Annotated in this window: 21 protein-coding genes; 10 read left to right on the top strand and 11 right to left on the bottom strand. The window is 63.1% G+C overall.

The window, feature by feature from the left end:
• The first annotated feature begins 80 nt into the window (after positions 1–80).
• From C6W91_RS01620 to C6W91_RS01630, 3 genes are all read left to right on the top strand, one after another.
• Positions 81–1,982: a PAS-domain containing protein gene (locus tag C6W91_RS01620; RefSeq protein WP_065271787.1), complete on the top strand. Its 1,902-nt coding sequence runs from the start codon at positions 81–83 to the stop codon at positions 1,980–1,982.
• Entirely contained in the window at positions 1,979–2,683 is a 705-nt protein-coding gene (locus tag C6W91_RS01625) for a response regulator transcription factor (RefSeq protein ID WP_065271788.1), read from the top strand. Before C6W91_RS01620 ends, C6W91_RS01625 begins: the two co-directional genes overlap by 4 nt.
• 133 nt (positions 2,684–2,816) lie before the next feature.
• Positions 2,817–3,071, top strand: a complete 255-nt coding sequence (locus tag C6W91_RS01630; RefSeq protein WP_065271789.1) for a WGR domain-containing protein — start codon at positions 2,817–2,819, stop codon at positions 3,069–3,071.
• Positions 3,072–3,127: 56 nt separating this feature from the next.
• Here C6W91_RS01630 and C6W91_RS01635 read toward each other — a convergent pair whose 3' ends face one another.
• Positions 3,128–4,321, bottom strand: a complete 1,194-nt coding sequence (locus tag C6W91_RS01635) for a hydantoinase/carbamoylase family amidase (RefSeq protein ID WP_065273620.1) — start codon at positions 4,319–4,321, stop codon at positions 3,128–3,130.
• A 244-nt stretch (positions 4,322–4,565) separates the two neighbouring features.
• On the opposite strand from C6W91_RS01635, the gene C6W91_RS01640 reads away from it, so the two are divergent.
• The 5 genes from C6W91_RS01640 (at position 4,566) to C6W91_RS01660 (ending at position 8,382) form a co-directional block, all read left to right on the top strand.
• Entirely contained in the window at positions 4,566–5,219 is a 654-nt protein-coding gene (locus C6W91_RS01640; protein ID WP_065271790.1) for a histidine phosphatase family protein, read from the top strand.
• A gap of 66 nt (positions 5,220–5,285) precedes the next feature.
• The gene (locus C6W91_RS01645; protein ID WP_065271791.1) at positions 5,286–5,900 is read left to right on the top strand and encodes a glutathione S-transferase family protein; all 615 of its coding nucleotides are present in this window, start codon (positions 5,286–5,288) and stop codon (positions 5,898–5,900) included.
• Between the two features lie 25 nt (positions 5,901–5,925).
• A complete protein-coding gene (locus C6W91_RS01650) occupies positions 5,926–6,978 on the top strand; it encodes a saccharopine dehydrogenase (protein WP_065271792.1) in 1,053 nt (350 codons plus the stop codon).
• Positions 6,978–7,226, top strand: coding sequence for a SemiSWEET family sugar transporter (locus tag C6W91_RS01655; protein ID WP_065271793.1), 249 nt, complete (start codon positions 6,978–6,980; stop codon positions 7,224–7,226). Before C6W91_RS01650 ends, C6W91_RS01655 begins: the two co-directional genes overlap by 1 nt.
• 13 nt (positions 7,227–7,239) lie before the next feature.
• Positions 7,240–8,382: a saccharopine dehydrogenase family protein gene (locus tag C6W91_RS01660; protein WP_065271794.1), complete on the top strand. Its 1,143-nt coding sequence runs from the start codon at positions 7,240–7,242 to the stop codon at positions 8,380–8,382.
• A gap of 64 nt (positions 8,383–8,446) precedes the next feature.
• Here the strand turns inward: C6W91_RS01660 and C6W91_RS01665 are convergent, their stop codons facing one another.
• From C6W91_RS01665 to C6W91_RS01700, 8 genes are all read right to left on the bottom strand, one after another.
• Positions 8,447–8,770: a DUF3775 domain-containing protein gene (locus C6W91_RS01665; RefSeq protein WP_065271795.1), complete on the bottom strand. Its 324-nt coding sequence runs from the start codon at positions 8,768–8,770 to the stop codon at positions 8,447–8,449.
• A gap of 34 nt (positions 8,771–8,804) precedes the next feature.
• Entirely contained in the window at positions 8,805–10,130 is a 1,326-nt protein-coding gene (locus C6W91_RS01670; RefSeq protein ID WP_065271796.1) for an adenylate/guanylate cyclase domain-containing protein, read from the bottom strand.
• Complete coding sequence (locus C6W91_RS01675) at positions 10,127–11,347, bottom strand: DNA recombination protein RmuC (RefSeq protein WP_082996045.1); 1,221 nt, start codon at positions 11,345–11,347, stop codon at positions 10,127–10,129. Before C6W91_RS01675 ends, C6W91_RS01670 begins: the two co-directional genes overlap by 4 nt.
• Positions 11,347–13,266 carry a DNA mismatch repair endonuclease MutL gene (gene mutL, locus C6W91_RS01680; RefSeq protein ID WP_274839841.1) on the bottom strand — a complete coding sequence of 640 codons (1,920 nt, stop codon included), beginning with the start codon at positions 13,264–13,266 and terminating at the stop codon, positions 11,347–11,349. Before mutL ends, C6W91_RS01675 begins: the two co-directional genes overlap by 1 nt.
• Positions 13,267–13,331: 65 nt before the next feature.
• The gene (locus C6W91_RS01685; RefSeq protein ID WP_065271798.1) at positions 13,332–14,261 is read right to left on the bottom strand and encodes a metal ABC transporter permease; all 930 of its coding nucleotides are present in this window, start codon (positions 14,259–14,261) and stop codon (positions 13,332–13,334) included.
• Complete coding sequence (locus C6W91_RS01690) at positions 14,258–15,466, bottom strand: metal ABC transporter permease (protein WP_065271799.1); 1,209 nt, start codon at positions 15,464–15,466, stop codon at positions 14,258–14,260. The genes C6W91_RS01685 and C6W91_RS01690 overlap by 4 nt, the downstream gene beginning before the upstream one ends.
• A gap of 4 nt (positions 15,467–15,470) precedes the next feature.
• A complete protein-coding gene (locus C6W91_RS01695) occupies positions 15,471–16,283 on the bottom strand; it encodes a metal ABC transporter ATP-binding protein (protein WP_082996046.1) in 813 nt (270 codons plus the stop codon).
• Positions 16,284–16,285: 2 nt separating this feature from the next.
• Positions 16,286–17,263, bottom strand: a complete 978-nt coding sequence (locus C6W91_RS01700; protein WP_370570406.1) for a metal ABC transporter solute-binding protein, Zn/Mn family — start codon at positions 17,261–17,263, stop codon at positions 16,286–16,288.
• A 210-nt stretch (positions 17,264–17,473) separates the two neighbouring features.
• Here C6W91_RS01700 and deoC point away from each other — a divergent pair, with 210 nt between their 5' ends.
• The gene (gene deoC, locus C6W91_RS01705; RefSeq protein ID WP_065271801.1) at positions 17,474–18,487 is read left to right on the top strand and encodes a deoxyribose-phosphate aldolase; all 1,014 of its coding nucleotides are present in this window, start codon (positions 17,474–17,476) and stop codon (positions 18,485–18,487) included.
• 11 nt (positions 18,488–18,498) lie between these two features.
• Positions 18,499–20,835 carry an aldehyde dehydrogenase family protein gene (locus tag C6W91_RS01710; protein WP_065271802.1) on the top strand — a complete coding sequence of 779 codons (2,337 nt, stop codon included), beginning with the start codon at positions 18,499–18,501 and terminating at the stop codon, positions 20,833–20,835.
• A 77-nt stretch (positions 20,836–20,912) separates the two neighbouring features.
• On the opposite strand, the gene C6W91_RS01715 is transcribed toward C6W91_RS01710, so the two are convergent.
• Complete coding sequence (locus tag C6W91_RS01715; protein ID WP_065271803.1) at positions 20,913–22,229, bottom strand: pitrilysin family protein; 1,317 nt, start codon at positions 22,227–22,229, stop codon at positions 20,913–20,915.
• Positions 22,230–22,240: 11 nt separating this feature from the next.
• Entirely contained in the window at positions 22,241–23,596 is a 1,356-nt protein-coding gene (locus C6W91_RS01720; protein ID WP_065271804.1) for a pitrilysin family protein, read from the bottom strand.
• Positions 23,597–23,833 lie beyond the last annotated feature (237 nt).

Here is a 23,833-nt window from a genome sequence, read left to right on the forward strand (position 1 = left end):
GCGCCACGCGCCCTCACGCCGCAGCAGACCACCTCTTTGCCGCGCCGCCGCACAGTGGTAGCCATAGCGCGGGAGAACATATGAAACAGTCAGACAAACAACGCGCCGCTATGACGACCGCCGGGCTCAACCTGATCGCTCAGGCGCTGTCGATCTACGATAGCGATCTGCGGCTGGCAGTCTGTAATCGTCGGTTCAAGGAGATGTTCGCCCTACCGGACAGGCTGGTAACCCCCGGCGCGCGCTTTGACGAAACCATCCGGTATATCGCCGAAAGCGGCGAATACGGCCCAATCGAGGATATCGACGAATTTGTCGACTCCCGCGTCGAACAAGCGCTTGCCTTTGTTCCACATTATCTGGAACGCACCCGCGCCAACGGGCAGGTGATCTCGATCGAGGGGGCACCACTTTCGCAGGGGGGCTGGGTGTCGGTCTATACCGATATCACCCGGACAAAACGGGTCGAACTGTTGCTGCGGGCCCGGTCCGAGGAAATGTCGGACCGTCTGATCGCCCATACCGAAGAACTGTCGGCAGCAAACCGCGAACTGGCCGCCACCAACAGCGCCTTGGAAGAGGCCAAACGCCAGCTCACCGAGATCGAAGCCCGCACCCGTCTGACGACGGAAATGATGCCGGCCCATATCGCCCACGTGGATGGCGAAGGCTATTATTCCTTTACCAACCGGCGGCTCAGCTCGGTCTTTCCGGGCCGTCCCTCGGACATTCTGGGGATGCATATCTCGGATGCGCTGGGGCCATCCGCCTTTGCCCGGATCGAACCGCACCTGATGGCCGCCTACAAAGGTGGCAGCCCGGTCTTTGAGTTTACCGAGGAACACGGCAGCCGCCGCATCCGCGTCGCCTTTACCCCGGACAACAGCGGCGGCGTCTTTATCCTGTCGATGGATGTGACCGAAGAAACCCAGGCCCGCGTCGCCCTGCAACAGGCCCGCCGCCGCGAAATGGCGGCGCAGATGACCTCCGGCCTTGCGCATGACTTTTCGAACCTTCTGACCATCATCCTCGGCATGCAGGGCAAACTGGCCAAGATGGATCTGCCCCCCGAAGCGGATGAGCTAATCCAGGGCACCCTTTCAGCGGCACGGCGGGGTGGGCGGCTTCTGAACCGCATCGGGGAAATGACAGGCCAGCGCACCCTGCGCCCGCAGGCCACCGACATGCATGTGCTGCTCAATGAGCTGAAGATCCTCGCCTCGCCCTCGCTGCCGCAGGGCATCGGCCTCAGCATTCTCGACAATACGCCCGACGTGATGCTGCTGCTGGATGCGGGCAAATTGCAGGACGCGCTGCTGAACCTTATTTTCAACGCCCGCGACGCCTGCGGCACCACCGGGCAGATCACCGTCAGCGTCCATGCGGTCGGAGAAACCTGGCTGGAAATCAGCGTCAGCGACACTGGTCCCGGCTTTTCCCCCGAGGCGCTGAAACAGGCGCTGAACCCGTTTTTCACCACCAAGGGCAGCGAAGGCTCGGGCCTGGGTCTGCCGACCGTTTATGACATGGCGAAATCTACAGGCGGCGACATGCGCATCGCCAATACGGTCTCGGGCGCCAGCGTTACCCTGCGCCTGCCCTACCGGCTGGCGCCGGATGCCTCGGGCGGGATCGCACTGCTCGTCGAAGACAGCGAAAGCCTGCGCGCCACCTTTCGCGACATGCTGATCGACCTTGGCTATTCCGTGATCGAGGCCACCAGCGTAGACGAAGCCTCGGCCCTGACCGCTGACATTCCGGACATGGCGCTGGTGCTGTCCGACATCCGGCTGGAAGGTGAGGCCACCGGGATCGATCTGGTCGACCGGCTGGCCGGATCCTCCCTGCCCTGCATCCTGATGACGTCGCTGCCCCCGGGCGATGCCATGCATCGGGAGGCTTTGAAACGCGGGCCTGTTCTGCAAAAACCCTTTACCACGCAGCAGCTGTCGGCGCTGATCACACCGGAGACCCCTTCATGACCGCGCCTCTTGTCACCATTCTGGACGATGAACCCGAAATCCGCCGGATCCTGACCGAGACCCTGGAAGAGGCTGGTTTCCGCACCCAAAGTTTTTCCCGGGCGCGCGAATTCGAAGCTTCCTTGAAACGGGTGACGCCAGATGTCTGCCTCGTTGACCTGTCGCTGCCCGACACCGATGGGCTGACACTTGTGCACAGGCTGGCGCTGGAGCAGGGCGCGGCGGTGATCATCATTTCCGGTCGCGCGCAGGTGCAGGACCGGGTGACCGGGTTGGAGCTGGGCGCTGATGATTACATCACCAAACCCTTTGATCCCACCGAAGTCGTCGCCCGTATCCGCGCCCGTCTGCGCGGCGGCCCGCGTGCCCAGGTGCAAAGCGGGAATTCGGCGCAGTTCTCTGGCTGGACGGCCCATTTCGACCGCTATGTTCTGGAGGATGAAACCGGCGGCGAAACGCCCTTTTCCCATGCCGAGGGCGAAGTGCTGCGGCTGTTTCTGGACAGTCCCAAGCGGCTGATCTCCCGCGCCCAGATGCAGGAGGCACTGGGCGGGGCTGCCGGGGACAGTTTCGACCGGGCCATGGATGTGCGTGTGTCACGCCTGCGCACCAAATTGCGCGAAGATCCCAAGAACCCCCGCCTGATCAAGACCATCTACGGCGCGGGCTATATTTTCCTCGGCGATGTGAACTGGCTCTGAGGCTGGTCATCGGCTGTCGGCATCAAGCGGCAGGATGACCGGAACAAACCAGCGGTGCAAAAGTGATCCCGGCCCGTGCGGGTTCACCATCCTTTCTCTTGCCGACCCGAATCACCGCGATTAGAATCGCCTCATGGCTACCTGTCTTCTCTATCGTGAAACATCATCCCGGCCCTCCCGGTTTTACCGGATCGAACTGGCGATGAACCTGTTCTCAGAGGTTTCCGTCCTTCGGGAATGGGGGGTCGCAGGGCGCGATGGGCAAAGCGTGATCAACATCTATGGCAACCTGCGCGAGGCGTCGGTTGCCGCCGACAGCCACCGCAACCGCATGATCAAACGCGGCTATAACCGCGACGGACTGGCATCGCAGGCCACCGCCGACTGATCACGCAGCACACTCCGGCGACCCGCAGGCCGCCGGTTTCTGCACTTAATTTCTGTTCACAGGGCCGCGGCCGCCTGGGCCAAAACTTCCAGCCCCAGCGTCAGATCGGCTTCGTCCGTGTCCTCGTCAAAGGCGTGGCTGATGCCGCCGATTGACGGCACAAAGAGCATCCCGGTTGGCATGACCCGCGCCACATTAGCGGCATCGTGCAGCGCCCCCGACGGCATGTCACGCCATTGCTGCGGCGCCAGATCTTCGGCCGCCGCGCGCAGGGCCGCCTGAATGCGGTCATCCATGGCAACGGGTTCGATGCCCATCACCGGTCCCATCTCCACCTCCACGTCGCGTTCCGCTGCGATCTCGTCACAGGTCTGACGGATGATCTGTTCCATCTCCAACAGACGCGCGGCCTCCGCATCACGCCACTGCATGGAGAAGGTCACCCTGCCCGGCACCACCGAAGACGCATTGGGATGCAGTGCAACATGGCCAAGGGTCCAGACGGTTGCCGGGGTGACGATCTCGGCAAACCGTTCATTCAGGCGGGTGTTGAAGGCCGAAAGCGCCTGAAAGGCATCCTGCCGCAGATGCATCGGCGTCGTGCCCGCATGGTTCTGACGACCGGTAAAGGTGATCCGCATATCCCGGATTCCAACGATATTGGTGACAACACCGATCTTTTCACCGGTGGTGTCCAGGGTAGGCCCCTGTTCGATATGCATTTCCAGAAAGCCGGTGAACAGATCCGTCGGCACGGGTTTTTCCGTCCCTTCTTTCATCCGCTGCCGCGCGGCCCGCAGCGTCTGCCCCTCGTTATCGGTCTGCTGATCCGCATCCGCCATCGACAGCCGCCCGGTCCAGACGTCCGATCCGGTCAGAACACCGAAACGCCCCTCTTCATCCTGAAAGCTGACAACGGAAATCGGCGGCCCTCCGGCCTCTTTGCTGGCGCGGGCAATTTCCAAGCCGGCAATGACGCCCAGCGCACCATCCAGCCACCCGCCTTCGGGCTGGCTGTCGCTGTGCGAACCGATCAGCAAGGATTTCTCCCCGGCAATGCCAAAAAGATTGCCAAGCCGGTCAAACCGAACCTCAAGCCCCGCTTCCTGCATGCGGCTCGCCAGCCAGCGGCGCGCGGCGATGTCCACCGCGGTATAGGCCGGACGAACCACACCTTTCCCGACCCCGGAGGCCCCGAACGAGCGCAGCGTATGGAGATCCGCCAAGAATCTCTGGGGGTTGATCTTCATTCCGGGTTCTCCCTTGGTCACGGTCTTGTGTACGGCCCGTCAGTTCCAACGGGTGTTAACCTACATCTTCCATCATTTGCGTTATGTCCACATTTTGTTAACCTTTTTCCGGAACGTCTTTCCTGCATTTTTTCACGCGTGCCAAATCGGCACCCGGTAAATTTCGCGCCATCCCTGAAACCTTCCTTCCATGTCGCGGGCTGCTCACCTAAGAGTCAGGCCAAAGATCAGAGGAACGGAAGCGATGTCTCATATCACGCTGATCCGCCACGGGCAGGCAAACACCGAGGCCCGCGACGAGCACAGCTATGACCGGCTCAGCGATCTGGGCCATCAGCAGGCGGCCTGGCTGGGTGAGCATCTGCGCGCCAGCGGCGCCAGCCATCCCCGTATCTATTGCGGCACCCTGACCCGGCACATCGAAACCGCTGCGGGCATGGGATATACCGAAGAGGTGGTGCAGGATCCCCGTCTCAACGAGATGGAGTATTTCACCCTCGCCCAGGCGATGGAGAAACAGCACGGGCTGGCCATCCCGCAGGAACGCGAAGGCTTCATTGCCCACCTGCCGCAGGTGCTGGCCGCCTGGGCAGAAGGTGAAATCGATGATGCCCCCGAAAGCTGGAGCGATTTTGAAACTCGCACCCAAGCGGCCCTGTCCGAAATCGCGGCGGGAGAAGGTCCGGCATTGGTGGTGACCTCGGGCGGGCTGATCTCCATGGCGATGCGTCAGGCGATGATGCTCGAAATCACCGGCATGGCCCGGATGGCGCTCGCGATCATGAATACCTCGATGCACCGTCTGTTCCCCATTGGCGGGCACTGGTCGCCGGTACTGTTCAACGCGGTACCCCATCTGGAAACACCCGACCGCCATTTTGCGCAGACCCATCTTTGACCGCAGGTTTGACCACGATTTGACCATGGGGCAGACCGCCCGCGACAGGATTGAAGGAAGAAACAGATGCAACTTTATTATGCTCCCGGCACGATCTCGATTGCAGTGGCCATCGCGCTTGAGGAAGCCGGTATCACCTATGAGGCGGTCAATGTGGATTTTGCCAGCGCCGAGCAGACAAAACCCGCCTATGGGCAGATCAATCCCAAGGGCCGTGTGCCCGCGCTGGCGGTCGAGGGCGGCATCCTGACCGAAACCGGCGCTCTGCTGGACTATATCGCCGATCTTGCTCCCGACGCAGGCCTGCGCCCCGAAGACCCGGTTCTGAAGGCCCGCATGCGCGAGGTGATGTACTACCTTGCCTCGACCATGCACGTGAACCACGCCCACAAGATGCGCGGCAGCCGTTGGGCCAGTCAGCAATCCTCGTTTGAGGACATGACAGCGAAAGTGCCAGAAACCATGGCCGCCTCTGCCGCCTACATCAGCGAAAACGGCCTTAAAGGGCCCTTTGTGCTGGGTGATGAGATCAGTATCGCCGATTGCTATCTGTTTGTGGTGTGCAGCTGGCTCGAAGGGGACGGGGTTTCGGTTGCGGATTATCCCAAGATCCGGGATTTCATGGCCACCATGGATCAGCGCCCCTCGGTGCGCGCAGTCCGCGCCAAGGGCATGCTTTGATATTTGAGTGAAGGACGACAAGAGAATGACTCATCTCTGGGTACGGGCCGAGCAGCGCCCGAATGAAGAACGGGTCGGGCTGACCCCCGAAGGCGCCAAGGCGCTGATCGATGCAGGCATCAAGGTCACGGTCGAGAAGAGCTCGGTCCGGGCGATCCCCTTGCAGGGCTATGTGGATGCAGGCTGCGATATCGCCGCCGAAAACAGCTGGCCCACAGCCCCGGCAGAGGCGATCATCTTTGGCCTGAAAGAACTTCCCGAGGACGGCACGCCGCTGCCGCACAGGCACATCATGTTCGGCCATGCCTTCAAGGGTCAGCACTCGGGCAAGGCGTTGCTGGAGCGGTTCCGCCAGGGTGGCGGCACGCTTTATGACCTGGAATATCTGGTGGACGAAAGCGGCCGAAGGGTTGCGGCCTTTGGCTATTGGGCCGGCTATGCAGGCGCGGCGGTGACGCTGAAATGCTGGGCCGCTCAGCAGCGCGGCGAAATCTGTGGCCCGGTTGGTGTCTTCAAGGACAAGGATTCGCTGATTGCCGATCTGTCCTCCGAGCTGTTCGCGCTGAAAGCCCCCCGCCCCACCGCCATCGTGATTGGAGCCCTCGGGCGTGTTGGCACTGGCGCGGCGGATCTGCTGGAGACCATGGGCGTCATCGTTACCAAATGGGACATGGCGGAAACCGCCAATGGCGGTCCCTTCCCGGAAATCCTGGAGCACGATCTGTTCCTCAACTGCATCTTTGCGCGCCCCGGCACGCCTGTGTTTGTACCGCAATCTGCCCTGACAGAGCCGCGCAAGCTGACCGCCATCGGCGATGTCGCCTGCGATCCGGACAGCGATTACAACCCGGTGCCGGTCTATGACCGCGCCACCACCTGGGATGCCCCTGCCCTGCGCGTGGCCAAGGATCCGGTTCTAGACGTGATGGCCATCGACAACCTGCCCTCAATGCTGCCCGCCGAAAGCTCGGTCGATTACGCCGAGCAGCTTTTGCCCTCGCTTCTGACGCTGGGCGATCTCGGCAGCGGTGTCTGGGGCCGGGCCAAAGCAACCTTTGACGAAAACATGGGCAACTGATGGAACTGTACATCGGATATCTGGCCGGCACGATGGGCACGATCTGCTGGATCCCCCAGGCTTGGCGCGCCTGGAGCACGCGGGACACCTCGGGCCTGTCGCTGGCGGCCAACCTGATGTTTCTTCTCACCGTCTCGCTCTGGCTCATCTACGGGCTTATGGTGGGCGACATGCCTTTGATCCTGGCCAACTTCTGTGCCTTGCTGATCGTGATCAGCATCGTTCTGGCCAAACTGAAATACAAATAAGGGAGTACCACTCATGACCATCCACTGGTGCGGAACCGGCCTGTCGGCCATCCCCGGCCTGCGCCGCCTTCTGGAGGCGGGCCATGACGTTGCGGTGTGGAACCGCACCCCCGAAAAGGCGCGCGAAGCGGTGGGCGATCTGACCACCAACATTCACGCCTTTTCCATCGCCAACCTGGCCCAGATGCTGAGCCCGGAGGACGTTGTCGTCTCAATGCTGCCTGGCGACTGGCACGTGGAGCTGGCCGAACTGGCGATCTCCAAAGGCGCCCATTTCGTGTCCTCCTCCTACATTGCGCCGGAAATGCGCGCGCTGGATGACAAGGCGCGCGAAGCAGGCGTGGCCCTGGTGAACGAGGTCGGCCTTGATCCCGGCATCGACCACCTGATGGCCCACGCGCTTGTGCAGGATTACAAGGCATCGGACGCCTATGATGCCGAGAACCACATCAGCTTTATCTCTTACTGCGGTGGCATTCCGAAGACCCCGAACCCATTCCGCTATAAATTCAGCTGGTCACCGCTCGGCGTGCTGAAGGCGCTGCGTTCACCCTCGCGGTCGGTGCGGGATTATTCCGAGCTGCGCGTGGACCGGCCATGGGATGCGATCAGCAGCTATGACGCGCCGCTGCCCACGCCTGAAAGCTTTGAGGTCTACCCGAACCGCGACTCGCTGCCCTTCATGGCGCAATACGAGTTCGAAGAGGCCTGGCCGGTGAAGGAATTCGTGCGCGGCACCCTGCGCCTCAACGGCTGGTCCGAGGCCTGGGCCGATGTCTTCAAGGAAGTCGAGACCCTGGAAGGCGAAGCAGGCGATGCCCGCCTGAAAGAGATGTCCGACCAGTTCTGGGACGAAAACGCCTATGACGAAGGTGAAGCGGACCGGGTCGTGCTCTGCGTCAGCCTGAAGGCGGAAAAGGACGGCAAGGTCGTTTGGCACAAGACCTATGTGATGGATGCCTGGGGCGACGAGCGCAGCACCGCCATGGCGCGCCTTGTGTCCTATCCGGTCAGCTTTGCCATCGAGGCCGTGATGAACCGCCAGATCCCGGCCGGCGTTCACGCCGCCCCCAGCGATCCCAAGCTGATCGAAAAATGGATGGGCGAGATCGGCAAGCTGGCCCAGCATCTGGAAATCATCGACCACGCAGGCTGAACCAAACAGCTCTGCCAACACAAAAGACCCGCTCAGGCGGGTCTTTTTTTTTGTGAGGCGCCCTTCAGCGACCGATCACATCGTCTTCGATATCACCGACATCCACACCGATGGCCTCCAGCCCGGCCTCAATATTGTCGGCCAGATGCGGCGTTCCGATAAGGTAATCGGCGGTCGGGGTGGTGGCTTCGCTGCGAGCCGTCGCAAGCGCCTCTGACAGCTCTTCCGCCTCGAAACTGCCGCGACCGATCCACATGATCGCGGTCAGTTCGGCCTGCTCATCGACGCTCATCCGGTCGATAAAGGCGCGCAGCTCCCCTTCGGCCCGGTCCAGTTCCCGGGCCATCATCGCCACCTGGGCGACCTTGCGGGCGGAAATCTCCAACATTGTTCGTCTCCTGCTGTTCGCGGTTCTCCCGGTATCAGACAGCAGTGTCCCCTCCGGGTCTTTGATCTGGGGCAAAGCCGCCTTGTCCCCATCCGAAGATGTCGAGCCCGCTGCTGCGCCCGCGCAGATGCACCGGTGGCAGGGCAATCCAGCCGTCGCGCGCGGGCTTTGCTCCGGCGGCGTCAAACAGGGCGGCAGAGGCTATGATCCGGGCATCTGCCTGCCGTGTGAGCTGCTCCAGCCGCGCCGCGATATTCACTGTATCGCCAAAGACGCTGTATTCCAAACGCTCGGCATTGCCGACCACCCCGGAAAAGACCTCGCCCCAGTGCAGGCCGATCCCCGCCTCGACAGGCCCTTCCCCCGCCTCCAGACGCAAGGCCGTCCAGCGCTGCAGTTCTTCATCCAGCGCCCCGGCGCAATCGAGCGCTCGCTGCGCCCCTTCCTCACCTTCGAACAGGATCATCGCGGCATCGCCGATGTATTTGTCGATCAAGCCGTTGCTGCACGCCGCAGCCCGCTGCACCCGGCGGCGGAATTCGGTGATATAGGCGCTGACCTCCTGCGGATCGCGCCCCTCGGACCAGCTGGTGAACCTGCGGATGTCGATGAACAGGACCGCCATTTGCTGCCGCTGCCCCTGTCGTAACTCCTCCAGCCCGCCGCCCGCGAGGCGACCGGCCAACTGGGCGGGCAGGTAGCGGGTCAGATTGGTGCGCGCCTGCGCCTCGGTGATCGAGCGGTGCAAAAGCCCACGCATCCGGTAGGCGGCCACGACAAGAACAATGCCGGCCAAGGCAATCATGGAAATGCGGATGATATTAGGGGGCAAGGACAATAGGAACAGTGCCCGCTCCGCTGCCTGCACCGGCACCTGTTCGGGCTGCCAGAAGACCATCAGGGACAGGCCCGTCACGATCAGAAGCACCGTATAAGCTTGCAGATACGGATTGAACCGGAGAACCGCAAAGGCCAGCACCCCCGGTACCAGCCAGATCGGTGGCAGCAGGAAGGTCACGCCCCCCGGCAGGGATGTATTCTCAAGCCCCACCCAGGCATTCACCAGAAGGAAGGCGCAGTCCAAGGTCACGCCGGTCCAGATCATCCAGCCGCGAAACATCCCCCGGCGCGCGCGCCATAGGGTGAACAGTCCCAGCAGCAGGTAGGAAAACATGGTTGCCAGTGCAAAGAGCCATTGCCGACGCAGGTAGCTTTCCACCGTTTCAACATTGTCCCAGACGGTGAGAAAGAAGATCAGCAACAGCCCCAGCGACACCCCGATCCGCAGAACTGAGACGACGCGCTCGGCCTCCACCTCAGCCTGTCGCCACAACTCCCGGTCCGCTGCGCTGCCCCTCATCTCTCTGGATGCTCCAGCGGGACCACGGTCCCGGTTGGATCCGCCCCCTGGTCGATCTCTTCAAAGTCGAAGTTGTCGAGTCGCTGCGCCCGGCGCCCGGCCTTATCAGCGCTGATCTTGATCTCGGCGACGTCCTTGGCCGCTTGCGCAAAATGCCGATCCAGATTGACGACGCGCTCTCCCAGCCGTTCCACATCGCGGTGCAAGAGGCCCAGCTCACTGCGGATGGCCCCCGCCTGTTCGCGCATGCGAGCGTCCTTTAGGATCGCGCGCATGGTGTTCAGCGTCGCCATGCAGGTGGTGGGCGAGACGATCCAGACCTTCGCCGCAAACCCTTCGCGCACCACGCCGGTGAAATTGGCGTGCAGCTCGGCATAGACCGCTTCGGAAGGCAGGAACAGGATCGCACCATCGGCGGTTTCGCCCTCAATGATGTACTTCTCGGATATCGCCCGGATATGCGCCCGCAAGGCCGTTTTCATCTGCCGCGCCGCATAGGCCAGCTCGTCCTGGGTTTCGGCCCGGCGCAGCGCCTCATAGGGTTCGAGCGGGAATTTGCTGTCGATCACGATCGGCCCCGGCGGATTCGGCAGATGCACCAGACAATCGGCACGCTTGCCGTTGCTGAGCGTCGCCTGCAGCGTATAGGCATCCGCAGGCAGTGCCTTTGAGACGATGTCGTTCAGCTGGATCTCACCAAAGGCGCCCCGGGTCTGCTTGTTCGACAGGATATCCTGAAGGCTCAGCACATCGCCCGACAGTTTGGTGATATTGTCCTGCGCCTTGTCGATGGTCGCCAGCCGCTCCTGCAACTGCGTCAGAGAGGTCACCGTGCGTTTGGCGCTGCCGTGCAGGCTTTCCTGCATGCGTTCCTGCATCTCGGCCATGGCGCGGGCCTGACGCAGGGCATTGTCGGCCAGCCTATCGTTCATATGCTGCTGCACATCCGTCAGCCGTGCCTCCACCGTCTGCACCATCTGCACCTGCGCGTTGGCCTGCATATCCGACACATGCTGCAAACCGCCGCGCAGCTGCTGCACGGACTGTCCCAGATACTCCATCTGCTGCGCAATCGGCGCCACCGCCGAGGCCGCGCGGGCCGAGGCGCGCATGGAGAGGAACAGCAACAGGATCAGCAGCGCCGCAAAGCCGCCCGCCATCAGGGCCAGCGGCCCGACCTGATCCATGGCTGCCAAGGCCTCCTCCACGCTGTCCATCACGTGCGTCCGAACAGACGTTCGATATCGGCCAGTTTCAGCTCCACATAGGTGGGGCGGCCATGGTTGCACTGGCCGGAATGGGGCGTTGCCTCCATTTCTCGCAGCAGGGCATTCATCTCTTCGCCGCGCATCCGCCGCCCGGATCGGATCGAACCATGGCAGGCCACCCGGCTCAGGATCGCCTCCAGCCTTGCCTGAACCAGCTGGCTTTCGCCCTGATCGTCCAGCTCGTCCAGGATGTCCTTCACCATGGCCTCGGCGTTGACCTCTCCGAGGATTGCAGGGGTTTCCCGCACCGCCACGGCGTTGCCACCAAAGGCCTCGATGCCAAGACCGAATTTACCCAGCTCATCCGCCACCGCCAGCAAGCGGGCGCAGTCATTGTCGGAGAGTTCGACGATTTCCGGGATCAGCAGCGCCTGCGCCGCGACACCGTTTTCACCCATCTGACGCTTCAGCTTTTCATAGACCAGCCGCTCGTGCGCGGCGTGCTGATCGACGATCACCATGCCATCGGAAGTCTGGGCGATGATGTAGTTTTCATGCACCTGGCCGCGCGCTGCGCCCAATGGCAGGGCCTCGGCCTGCGCCTCCTGCATGCCCGGTTCTGCGGGCTGCACGGGCTCTTCGATGGTCTGCCCGCTGAAGGCGCTGCGCATCTCGGCAAAGCCTTGGCTCTGCGGCGGCGGAGAGGGCTGATAGGGCGGCACCGGCACGTAATCCGGTCGCTGCGCGCTATAGGCGGCCGTGCGGGCGCCCATCGACGGGCGGTCCATCTGGTAGACATATGGCGCCGACTGCGGGGTGGCCTGTTCGGGGCGCATGGCGCCCAGCGTCGCCCCGGCCACGGTGGTGGAGGCGCGATGCCCAGCCTCGGCCAGTGCGTGCCGCAGAGCCGAGACGATCAGCCCTCGGGCAAGCCCGGGATCGCGGAAGCGGACCTCAGATTTGGCGGGATGCACGTTCACATCGACCAGGGTCGGATCGCAATCGATGAACAGCGCCGCCACCGGATGGCGGTCCCGGCTGAGGAAATCGAAATAGGCCGCACGCAGGGCGCCGGTCAGCATCTTGTCCTTCACCGGACGCGTGTTCACAAAGAGGAACTGCGCCACCGCCGCGCCGCGGGAATAAGTCGGCAGCGCCGCGTAGCCATAAAGCCGCAAACCTTCGCGGGTGGCGTCGATCTTCAGCGCGTTTTCGGCAAACTCCCGCCCCAGCACCGAGCTAAGCCGCCCGTGCAGCGCATCGAACAGATCGCCAGACAGGGGATCGGCGCGGAAGGTGACGCGCCCCTCGCCGCCGCCGGATACATCCCGCAGGGTGAAGCCAACAGAGGGTTCGGCCATGGCGAGGCGCTTGATCACATCGCCGATCGCCTGCGCCTCGGCCCGGTCTGTGCGCATGAATTTCAGCCGCGCCGGGGTGGCGTAGAACAGATCGCGCAGCTCGACCACTGTACCCGCGCGCAGGGCGGCGGGTTTCACCGGCTCCATGCCGCCGCCTGCAACGCGGATCTGCGCCGCATCATTGCCTGCGGCGCGGCTGGTGATGGTTAGGCGTCCCACGGCGCCCAGGCTGGGCAGCGCCTCGCCCCGGAAGCCGAAGGTATGGATGTTGAGCAGGTCCGATCCGTCGATCTTCGAGGTCGCGTGACGCGACAGGGCCAGCGGCAGATCCTCGGGCGTCATGCCGCAGCCATCATCGGTGACCCGGATCAGGGTCTTGCCGCCATCGGCAATCTCCACCGTGATCCGCGTGGCGCCTGCGTCGATGGCGTTCTCCACCAATTCCTTCACGGCCGAAGCGGGGCGTTCAATCACCTCACCCGCCGCGATCCGGTTGATGGCGCTGTCCTCCAGCTGCCGGATAACGGGGCGGGAATTGTCGCGGATTTGGGGGTCTGGGCTGCTCATACCGCAAAATTTAGCATGGAGCCCTTCGATTCTGCCACCCGCAAAGCGCGCGAGGCAGCGGCGGATTACCCTCCGGCAGGCGCCCCCGCGCGACGGCGACAAGGGCCGAACCGGGCCGTCACCGCCAGGATCATGCCCGAGACGGCAGCGATCATGCCCGCCGCGCTGACCGCATCCGTACCGCCCAGCCACAGCGGCCCATAGCCCGCCAGAACATAGCCAAGCACCGCCGACAGCACCGCAAAAACGACGCTCCAGCCGATCTGCGCCTCCAGCCGGTTGGTCATCATCCGTGCCGCGGCGGGCGGGCAGATAAACATGGCGATGACGATGATCGACCCCACCGCATCAAAGGCCGCGACCGCCGCCACTGCAGCAGTGATCACCAGCGCCAGCCCCAGCAGATTGGTACGGATCCCCAGTGTACGGGCAAACCCTTCATCGAAGGTCGAGATTTTCAACGCCCGCCAGAACAGCGCGATGAAGGCCACCACGCCCAGCAGTGTCAGCCCCATGCGGGGCAGCTCCGGCGGCAGATAGCGCAGCGCCTCGGCATCCCAGAGAGAGGACCAGCCGGTAGCATCCAGCCAGATCAGACTTTCGAGGTTGCCATAAAGCGCATGTTCCACGTCCAGATGCACGGTGGAGGTATCGGTCTGTTCCAGCAGCAGCACACCGGCGGCAAACATGGTGGTAAAGATCACCCCCATGGCCGCGCCCGGCTCAATCCGGCCCAGACGGCGCACCGCCTCGATCAGGATGACGGCGGTGACGGCTGCACCCGCCGCGCCCAGCAGCATCGGCCCGGCCGCAATCGCTCCGGTCAGCAGGAAGGCCACCACGATGCCCGGCAACACCACATGGCTGATGGCATCCCCGATCAGGGCCTGTCGGCGCAGCAGCAGGAAATTGCCCGGCAGCGCGCAGGCCACGGCGGCAAATGTACCGATCAGCAGCGGCGTCAGCGAAAGGGGAACGAATTCAGAGCCCATCATCCTGCGGGAACCTCCTGCGGGCCGCCGATGCGGCGGTCGATTTCGCTGATCTGATCGCGGGTCAGCACGGTCTCGATCTCGCGCAGCCCGTCATAGAGCGCAGCGGCGGCCTCATGCGCCAGATCGCTGCGCACCAGTTCCCAGCGTTTTTCGTCGCGCAAGGCCTTGGCGGCGCGGGCGCGTCCCTTGTCGGTGGCCACTCCGTCGGCGCGCACCAATCCAGCGCGGCGCAACAGCCGCAGGGTCAGCGGTTCGTAGATCGGTTGCCCCTGCGCCAGCGCCAGCAATCCCTGCCGCAGATGCACCCGGCGCTGGAACCGCTGGTGGCGCAGCACCGCCGCCAACACGCCGCGCCCGGGGGCGAAAAGCAGAGACAGGGCAAAGAGCACAAAACTGACCAGCACGATGATCGGCCCGGTCGGCAGGTTGGGCGCCGAGGCGGAAATCGCTGCGCCGACATAGGCAGAGGCACCGCCTGCCAGCCCCGCATAGACCACGACACGATCCGAACGCTCAGTCCAGAAACGGGCGGTGACGGCGGGGATGATCAGCAGGGCGACGATCAGGATCAGGCCGACGATCTTTAGCCCCACCACGGTCACCGCCATGACCAGTCCCATCATCAAAAGGTCGATGCGGTGCACCGGCAGGCCGCGCGCAGCGGCATATTCGGGGTCAAAGGCCACCATCATCATCGGTCGCCGCGTCAGGAGGATCACCAGCAGGGCCGCTGCACTGCCTGCGGCGATGATCATCGCATCGCTGAACAGCATGCCGGCGGTCGATCCCAGAAGGAAGCCCTCAAGCCCCGCCTGCCGTCCCACGCCCAGCGTCTGGATCACCGTCAACAGCACGATCCCCAACCCGAAGAATACAGACAGGACTGCGCCGATGGCAGCATCCTCGGCCAGACGGGTGTTGCGGGTCAGCCAGTTCATGCACCAGAGGCCCAGCGCCGCCGACAGGGCAGACCCGAGCAGCAGCCCGGCCAGGTTGCGCCCGTCACCGCCCAGGAACACCATCACCAAAAAGGCAATGGCAACACCGGGCAGGGTTGCATGGCTGACCGCATCGCTGACCAGCGCCCGTTTGCGCAGGAACAGGAAGGTGCCAGTGATACCCGCTGCGCCGCCCAAAAGGGCCGCCCCAAGGGAGACCAGCGTGGCGTTATAGCCCAATTGCAGGAAAAGCGCGTCCATCAACATGGGATCAGACCTTTGCCGCCGCCAGCTGATCGATCTGCGCCGTCGCGAGGCGCCCGCCATAGGCGGCCTGCAGGGTTTCCGCGGTAAAGGCCTCGGCGACCGGACCTTCGGCGACCTTACGCGTATTGATCAGGAAGACATTGTCGAAATATTCCGCGACGGTGGCCAGATCGTGGTGCACCACCACAACCGTCTTACCTGCCGCGCGCAGGGATTTCAGGACGGTGATGATGGCCTTTTCTGTCGCCGCATCGACCCCGGCAAAGGGTTCATCCAGCAGGTACAGGTCCGCATCCTGCGCCAGTGCGCGGGCCAGGAACACCCGCTGCTGCTGGCCGCCCGAAAGCTGGCCGATCTGGCGGTCGGCGAAATCGCCCATGCCGACCCGATCCAGACAATCGCGCGCCACGGTCCGGTGATGACCCCGGATCCGGCCCAAGAGGCCAAGTTCACGATAGAGCCCCATCATCACTACGTCGATAACACGGGTCGGGAAGTCCCAGTCGATGCTGGCGCGCTGCGGCACATAGGCGATGCGGGCGCGCATTGCCTCCAATGGGCGGCCAAAGACCTGCACCCGGCCGGACACCGGCGGCACGATCCCAAGTGCGGATTTCAAAAGGGTCGATTTACCCGCCCCGTTGGGTCCGATGATGGCCGTCATCTTGCCCGGCTCGACCGTCATGTCGACACTGAAGACAGCGGGTTTCTCTCCGTAGGTAACGGTGAGGCCGCGAATGGCCAGCGGGCTGTTTTCCGGGGAAGTCGATGCGATGTCCCCTCCGGCGTCGCGCACAAGTTCAACCGTCTGTGTCATGATCAAAGCCCCGCCGACAGTTTGCCGTCCATGCCGCGCTCTGGCACATCTGCGCCCAGCGCCCCGGCGATGGTGGTCACGTTGTGGTCCAGCATACCCAGATAGGTGCCCTCATAGCTGCCATCGGCGCCCATCGCGTCCGAGAACAGCTCGCCCCCGATCTGCACCTCGTGGCCCTGCGCCGCCGCACCTTCGATCAGGGCGCGCATGGAACGGTCCGACACCGAACTTTCGACAAAGACCGCCGAGATTTTGCGCTCAACCAGCAGATCGACCAGTTCACCGATCCGATTCAGACCCGCTTCGGATTGGGTCGAGATGCCTTGAATGCCCAGCACCTCGAAGCCGAAATCGCGGCCAAAATAGCCAAAGGCATCATGTGCGGTGACCAGCACCCGGTTGTTTTCCGGCACGGTTTCCAGCGTTTTGCTCGCGTAGGCGATCAACCGGTCCAGATCCGCCAGATGTGCCTGAGCATTGGCCGCAAAGGTTTGGGCCTCGGCCGGGCGGGCTTCGCTCAGCACCGCGGCGATATCCATCACCACCCGTTTCCACAGGTTCGGCGTCATCCAGACATGCGGATCGAACTTGTTCTCGTAATCGTCATGGGCCCGCAAGAGATCCTTTGGCAGACCTTCGGCCACCGCGACCACAGTCCGCTTGCGGGACAGATCGTGCAGGAAGCTTTCCATCTGCGCCTCAAGGTAGAGACCGTGATACAGCACCAGATCCGCCCGGGTCATCGCCACGATATCCGACCGCGTCTGCCGGTAGGCGTGGGGATCGACCCCCGGCCCCATCAGGGCGCGCACCTCAACCGCATCACCGCCGACCTGGCGCGCGGCATCCGCGATCATGCCCGTGGTGGCTACGATTTTCAGCGGTGCCTCGGCCACGGCGCGACCCGCCGCAAAGGCCAGTGTCAGCGGCAGTACCAGCAATAGCGCAAGCCGCATCAGGCCATTGAGCGAAACTCTCATCCTCGTTCTCCTTCATGCCGGTTTTCAGGCCGGTGTTGAAGGCAATATGAGAACGATTCTCAAAACTGTCAATGTAAATGCGAATTATTCTCAACAAAGGAAGCCGGTTTTTCCAAATGGTCAATTTACTGCACGGAAAGCAGGCGGCTTGCTTGCCAAGATGCCGCACCCGTGCGACTTTCGCGCAGAACTTTGGTGAGGATCCCCGCAATGGAAAGCCACATCTCCGCGCAAAGCACTCGGGCCAATGCCGCGGGCGACGCGCAGCTGCCGCAGGTCGGTGAGCCGCGCAATCCCGGCATGGAGCTGGATCTGGACTGGGCGCTTGGCCTGCAGGCCAATACTTCGGCGATTGAGCGGCGTTGTGCGACGCTGCCCGGACGCCGTAGCGTCAAGAAAGAGTATCAGGCCGCCTGGCTGCTGAAGGCCATCACCTGCATCGACCTGACCACGCTTTCCGGCGATGATACCGCGGGGCGGGTGCGCCGCCTGTGCGCCAAGGCGCGCCAGCCAGTGCGCGCGGACATTCTACAGGCGCTTGGCACCCCGGATATCACCACCGGCGCCGTTTGCGTCTACCACGACATGATCGCCCCGGCGGTTGCCGCGCTCAAGGGCACCAGCATTCCGGTCGCAGCGGTCTCCACCGGGTTTCCGGCTGGGCTGTCGCCCTTCCATCTGCGCGTTGCCGAGATTGAGGAAAGCGTCAAGGCGGGCGCCCATGAGATCGACATCGTGATCTCGCGCCGCCACGTTCTGAGTGGCAACTGGCAGGCGCTTTATGATGAGATGAAAGCCTTCCGCGCCGCTTGCGGCGATGCCCATGTGAAGGCGATCCTTGCCACCGGAGAGCTGGGATCCTTGCGCAACGTGGCGCGCGCCTCGATGATCTGCATGATGGCGGGCGCCGATTTCATCAAGACCTCTACCGGCAAGGAAAGCGTCAATGCCACCCTGCCCGTCAGCCTTGTGATGATCCGCGCCATCCGCGACTATCACGAACGCACCGGCTACCGCGTTGGCTATAAACCCGCTGGCGGTATTTCCAAGGCCAAGGATGCGCTGGTCTACCTATCGCTGATCAAGGAGGAGTTGGGCGACCGCTGGCTGCAGCCCGACCTGTTCCGCTTTGGCGCCTCTTCCCTGCTGGGAGATATCGAACGCCAGCTCGAACACCATGTCACCGGCGCCTATTCCGCGGGCTACCGCCACGCGATGGGCTGAGGAGTGCTGAAATGACCGTGAAAGAGATCTTTGACACCATGAGTTATGGCCCCGCTCCCGAAAGCGCCGCCGAGGCACTCGCCTGGCTTGTCGATCAGGGCGACCGGTTCGGCCATTTCATCAATGGCACCTTCACCGCGCCAGGCGATGGCTTCAACAGCCAGAACCCCGCCACCGGAGAGGTGCTTGCGACCCTGACCCAGGCAACGCAGGCCGACGTGGACACCGCCGTCGCCGCCGCGCGCAGCGCCCAGCCCAAGTGGGAAAAACTGGGCGGGCCGGGTCGCGCCAGATACCTTTATGCCATCGCGCGCCTGCTCCAAAAACACAGCCGCCTGTTTGCCGTGCTTGAAACCATGGACAACGGCAAACCGATCCGCGAAAGCCGGGACATCGATATCCCGCTGGCGCAGCGGCATTTCTACTATCACGCGGGCATGGCCCAATTGATGGAAAGCGAACTGCCGGACCGCGCCGCCCTTGGGGTCTGCGGTCAGATCATCCCGTGGAACTTCCCGCTGTTGATGCTGGCGTGGAAAGTGGCGCCTGCCATCGCCATGGGCAACACGGTGGTGTTGAAACCGGCGGAATATACCTCTCTCACCGCGCTGCTGTTTGCAGACATCTGCCGTCAGGCGGGGCTGCCGAAGGGCGTTGTGAACATCGTTACCGGCGACGGCGCCGTGGGCGAGATGGTCGTGGCTGCCGACGTGGACAAGATCGCCTTTACCGGCTCCACCGCCGTGGGCCGCCGCATCCGCGAAGCCACCGCAGGCAGCGGCAAGGCGCTGACGCTCGAACTGGGGGGCAAGTCGCCCTACATCGTTTTCGATGATGCCGACATCGACTCAGCTGTCGAAGGGCTGGTGGATGCGATCTGGTTCAACCAGGGGCAGGTCTGCTGCGCCGGTTCCCGCCTGTTGGTGCAGGAGAGCATCGCGGAGAGGTTCCACGCCAAACTGCGCGCCCGCATGGACAAGCTGCGCCTTGGCGATCCGCTGGACAAATGCATCGACGTGGGCGCCGTGGTGGACCCGATGCAGCTGAAAACGATCACCGATCTGGTCGCCGCGAATGACGCAGGCGCAACCTATCAGGCCCAGGTCGACATACCCGAGGAAGGCTGTTTCTTCCGTCCAACCCTGATCGAAGGGCTAACCCCCGCCGACCGACTGATGCAGGACGAAATCTTTGGCCCTGTGCTGGTCTCCTGCACCTTCCGCATCCCGGCCGAGGCGGTCGAGCTGGCGAACAACACCCGTTACGGGCTTGCCGCAAGTGTCTGGAGCGAGAACGTCAACCTCGCGCTTGATATCGCGCCGAAACTGGCCTGCGGCGTGGTCTGGGTGAATGGCACCAATATGTTCGATGCCGCCGCCGGGTTTGGCGGCGTGCGCGAAAGCGGCTTTGGCCGCGAAGGGGGCTGGGAAGGGCTGTCGGCCTATACCAAGCCACACGCCAAATCCAAGGCGCTGGCGCAGGTCAAAGGCTTCACCGGTCAGGGCAGCGGCGCCGATCCCATCGACCGCACCGCCAAGATGTATATCGGCGGTAAGCAGGCCCGCCCCGACAGCGGATACTCCCGCGCGGTGCATGACAGGTCCGGCGCCATCCTTGGCTATGTCGGCCTTGGCAGCCGCAAGGATGTACGCAACGCGGTCGAGGCCGCCGCCGGGGCCAAGGGCTGGTCCAAGACCACCGGCCACCTGCGGGCGCAGATCCTCTATTATATCGGAGAGAACCTCTCTGCCCGCGCCGAGGAATTCGCCCACCGCATTGACCACATGACCGGGCGGCGCAGCGGCGCCAAGGAGGTCGAAGCCTCGATCCAGCGCCTGTTCACCGCAGCCGCCTGGGCCGATAAATACGACGGTCAGGTGCATGGCGTACCGATCCGCGGCGTGGCGCTGGCGATGAAGGAACCCGTTGGCGTGATCGGCGCCCTCTGCGCGGACGAGGCGCCGCTTCTGGGTCTGGTCTCGGTGATGGCGCCCGCCATCGCCATGGGCAACCGGGTGGTGCTGACCGCCTCCGAGCCCTTCCCGCTGGCGGCAACTGATTTCTATCAGGTGCTGGACACCTCGGATGTGCCCGCAGGTGTGGTCAATATCCTGACCGGTAGTCATGTCGATCTGGCAGGGCCGCTGGCATCGCATATGAACGTCGATGCGGTCTGGAGCTTTTCCTCCACCGATCTGTCGGCAGAGATCGAAAAGGCATCCGCCAGCAATCTCAAACGCACATGGGTCAACAATGGCACGGCGCTGGATTGGGACACGGACCACAGCCGCCGGTTCCTGGAGGCGGCGACAGAGATCAAGAATATCTGGGTGCCTTACGGCGAATAACGCCGGAAAGCATGCCGAAACAAAACGGGCCGGAGATCTCTCTCCGGCCCGTTGTCATTTCAGCGACAGTGCAAGGCTCAGCCGCCGGTTTTCATTCCATCCGGCCGCCCCACAACCACGAAATGCAGATTGTCCGGTTGCAGCACTTCCGAGGCGACACGGTTGATCTCTTCCAGAGTGACCGCGTTGATCTTGTCATTGCGGGTGCGCACGTAGTCGATCGGCATGCCGTCCAGCTGCATCCCCACCAGGATCGAGGCAATGCGACCGTTGCCATCAAAACGCAACGGATAGGCCCCGGTCAGATAGGTCTTGGCATCCTGCAATTCCTTCTCGGTAACGCCTTCCCTTGCCAGACGGCTCCATTCTTCGCGGATCACCGCAACCGCTTCGGCCATCTTGGAATTGGCCGAGGCGAGCGAGCCCATGTACACAGAGCCCAGATCACGCGGCAGGAGATAGGAATAGACCCCGTAGGTCAGGCCGCGCTTTTCGCGCACTTCGGTCATCAGGCGGCTTTCGAAGGAACCGCCGCCCAGGATCTGGTTCATGATATAGGCCGCAAAGAACCGCGGATCTTCCCGGTCGATCCCCACATGCCCGAACAGCGCAACGGATTGCGGCGTGTCATAGTCGATCACGGTGGTTCCGCCCTCGATCGTGACCTCTGCCGGACCCGGCTGCGGTGCGCCAGTCTCTGGCAGATCGCCCAGAAGCGTGTCGAGCAAGGCGCCCAGCGCGGCCTCGTCGATATCCCCCACGGCGCTGACAAACAGCCTGTCGCGGGCAAAGACCGCATCATGTGCATCGAACATGTCCTGCCGCGTCAGGGTGGACACGGTGTCGATGGTGCCCGAGCCGTCCGAACCATAGGGGTGATCGCCAAAGGCCATCTTGGAAAAGGCACGCCCGGCGATGTCATTGGGGTTCTCAGCGTCCGACCGCAGACCGGACAGAACCTGCGCCCGCACCCGGTCCAGAGCGTCCTGATCAAACCGTGGCGCCACCAGGGTCTGGTGTAGCAAGTCGATGGCCTCGTCCCGGTTCTCAGTCAGGAAGCGGGCAGAGACCGACACCGCCTCCTTATCCGCGTCATAAGAGAAACTGGCCGCAAGGCTTTCGACCGCACGGGCATAGTCCTGCGCCGGCATCTCGCCGGAGCCTTCTTCCAGAAGGCCCGTCATCAGGTTGATGGCGCCACGCTTGCCCGGGGCATCCAGCGAAGTGCCACCGCGAAACCGCAGCTCAAGCGCGGTGAAGGGAATCGTATGATCCTCGACCAGCCAGGCAGTAATGCCCCCGGGCGAGGTGACTTCCTTGATGCGGATCTCGGCGCTGACCGGCAGCACAGAGATCAGAAGGGCAAAACAGGCGACCAGCCCGGCACGTATCATGGCAAATCCCGTCATTGGGTGACCTCCTCATCTGCGCGCACCATCCAGCCAGTGACCGACGCCTCGGGCTGCAGCACTTCACGGGCGACGGCGATGATTTCATCCGCGGTGACCGATTGCAGGATATGGGGCCACTCCTGCACGTCCTCCACCGTCAACCCGGAGGTCAGCGCCTGACCATAACGATTGGCGATCCCATCCACATTGTCGCGCGCATAGATTTCCGCCGCGCGCAGTTGCAGCTTGATCCGCTCCAGCTGATCGGGGTCGACACCCTCTTCAAGGAAGCGTGCAAAGGTTGCGTCAAGCGCATCCTCAGCCTCCTGCATCCCGACGCCCTCGGCCGGGACAACCAGGAAAGAAAAACTGGTCTTGTCCAGCGACACCCCCGAATAGAAGGCACCGGTATAGACCGCCAGCTGCTGATCGAATTGCAGCGCATTGGCCAGATAGGAGGTATTGCCGCCCCCCAGCAGTTCAGCCAGCAGATAAAGTGCCGCCGCCTTTTCCTGCGCGCCGCTGTTGCGTTCCGGCGCCAGATAAGAGCGCTGCACATAGGGCTGTGCCACGCGTGGATCGCGATAGACCATGCGCCGCTCTGCCGTCTGCGGTGGCTCCTGGCTGCGGAACCGTTCCGGCAGGTCGGGGTTCGCCGGAATCACACCGTAGTATTTTTCGGCCAGCTGTCGGACCTCTTCGGGTTCCACATCGCCCGAAACCACCAGAATGGCATTGTTGGGCGCATAATAGGTTCCATAAAAGGACAGCGCGTCCTCCCGGTCCAGCGTCTCCATTTCATGGCGCCAGCCGATCACCGGCTGACCATAACGGTGGTTCAGATACTGTGCCGCACTCAGCTGTTCGCGGAACAGGGACCGCGGATCGCTGTCGGTGCGCTGGTTGCGCTCTTCCAGGATCACCTCACGCTCGGTGACGATCTCCTCCTCGCTGAGGCGCAGATTGACCATACGGTCGCTTTCCATCTGCATCATCAGTTCAAGCCGGTCCGCTGCAATGCGCTGAAAATAGGCGGTGTAGTCATAGCTGGTGAAGGCATTATCCCGGCCGCCATTGGCTGCCACCGTCGCCGAGAGCTCTCCCGGCTCCAGCTTGTCGGTGCCCTTAAACAGAAGGTGCTCCAGAAAATGCGCGACCCCGGACTGACCCGGCGGCTCATCCGCGGATCCGGCGCGGTACCAGACCATATGCTGAACCACTGGCGCGCGGTGATCCTCGATCACCACCACGTCCATGCCATTTTCAAGGGTAAAGGCCGTCACCATGTCCTCAGCCGGTTCTGCAGCGCGCAGCGGCGCGGCAAGAACGGCTGTTACAGCGATGGCGGCCAGTGCGATCCGTCGGATCATGCGGCGTCCTCCAATAGATTTCTCCAAAGACATGCTGCCTCTGTCCGTCACATCCGGGGCCTATCGGGCTGTGCAAAGACAGCCACCAGCGCACCCGGCATAGTCCTACCCATATTGGGGATGTCTTGACGAACCGCAACCTAAGCCAAGGTCGCAGGGAGACAAGGCGCCCTGTCACGATAGCGAATTGTCAAAATTGTGAACGTGCTAACCCGCCCGGCGGACGGCCATCCGGTC

Source organism: Phaeobacter sp. SYSU ZJ3003 (genome assembly GCF_041300735.1).
Classification (GTDB): Bacteria; Pseudomonadota; Alphaproteobacteria; order Rhodobacterales; family Rhodobacteraceae; genus Phycobacter; species Phycobacter gallaeciensis_A.

Coding starts and splice junctions, on each gene's coding strand:
- C6W91_RS01620 (WP_065271787.1), top strand. CDS start 81: ATGAAACAGTCAGACAAACAACGCGCCGCTATGACGACCGCCGGGCTC.
- C6W91_RS01625 (WP_065271788.1), top strand. CDS start 1,979: ATGACCGCGCCTCTTGTCACCATTCTGGACGATGAACCCGAAATCCGC.
- C6W91_RS01630 (WP_065271789.1), top strand. CDS start 2,817: ATGGCTACCTGTCTTCTCTATCGTGAAACATCATCCCGGCCCTCCCGG.
- C6W91_RS01635 (WP_065273620.1), bottom strand. CDS start 4,321: ATGAAGATCAACCCCCAGAGATTCTTGGCGGATCTCCATACGCTGCGC.
- C6W91_RS01640 (WP_065271790.1), top strand. CDS start 4,566: ATGTCTCATATCACGCTGATCCGCCACGGGCAGGCAAACACCGAGGCC.
- C6W91_RS01645 (WP_065271791.1), top strand. CDS start 5,286: ATGCAACTTTATTATGCTCCCGGCACGATCTCGATTGCAGTGGCCATC.
- C6W91_RS01650 (WP_065271792.1), top strand. CDS start 5,926: ATGACTCATCTCTGGGTACGGGCCGAGCAGCGCCCGAATGAAGAACGG.
- C6W91_RS01655 (WP_065271793.1), top strand. CDS start 6,978: ATGGAACTGTACATCGGATATCTGGCCGGCACGATGGGCACGATCTGC.
- C6W91_RS01660 (WP_065271794.1), top strand. CDS start 7,240: ATGACCATCCACTGGTGCGGAACCGGCCTGTCGGCCATCCCCGGCCTG.
- C6W91_RS01665 (WP_065271795.1), bottom strand. CDS start 8,770: ATGTTGGAGATTTCCGCCCGCAAGGTCGCCCAGGTGGCGATGATGGCC.
- C6W91_RS01670 (WP_065271796.1), bottom strand. CDS start 10,130: ATGAGGGGCAGCGCAGCGGACCGGGAGTTGTGGCGACAGGCTGAGGTG.
- C6W91_RS01675 (WP_082996045.1), bottom strand. CDS start 11,347: ATGGACAGCGTGGAGGAGGCCTTGGCAGCCATGGATCAGGTCGGGCCG.
- mutL (WP_274839841.1), bottom strand. CDS start 13,266: ATGAGCAGCCCAGACCCCCAAATCCGCGACAATTCCCGCCCCGTTATC.
- C6W91_RS01685 (WP_065271798.1), bottom strand. CDS start 14,261: ATGATGGGCTCTGAATTCGTTCCCCTTTCGCTGACGCCGCTGCTGATC.
- C6W91_RS01690 (WP_065271799.1), bottom strand. CDS start 15,466: ATGTTGATGGACGCGCTTTTCCTGCAATTGGGCTATAACGCCACGCTG.
- C6W91_RS01695 (WP_082996046.1), bottom strand. CDS start 16,283: ATGACACAGACGGTTGAACTTGTGCGCGACGCCGGAGGGGACATCGCA.
- C6W91_RS01700 (WP_370570406.1), bottom strand. CDS start 17,263: ATGAGAGTTTCGCTCAATGGCCTGATGCGGCTTGCGCTATTGCTGGTA.
- deoC (WP_065271801.1), top strand. CDS start 17,474: ATGGAAAGCCACATCTCCGCGCAAAGCACTCGGGCCAATGCCGCGGGC.
- C6W91_RS01710 (WP_065271802.1), top strand. CDS start 18,499: ATGACCGTGAAAGAGATCTTTGACACCATGAGTTATGGCCCCGCTCCC.
- C6W91_RS01715 (WP_065271803.1), bottom strand. CDS start 22,229: ATGATACGTGCCGGGCTGGTCGCCTGTTTTGCCCTTCTGATCTCTGTG.
- C6W91_RS01720 (WP_065271804.1), bottom strand. CDS start 23,596: ATGATCCGACGGATCGCACTGGCCGCCATCGCTGTAACAGCCGTTCTT.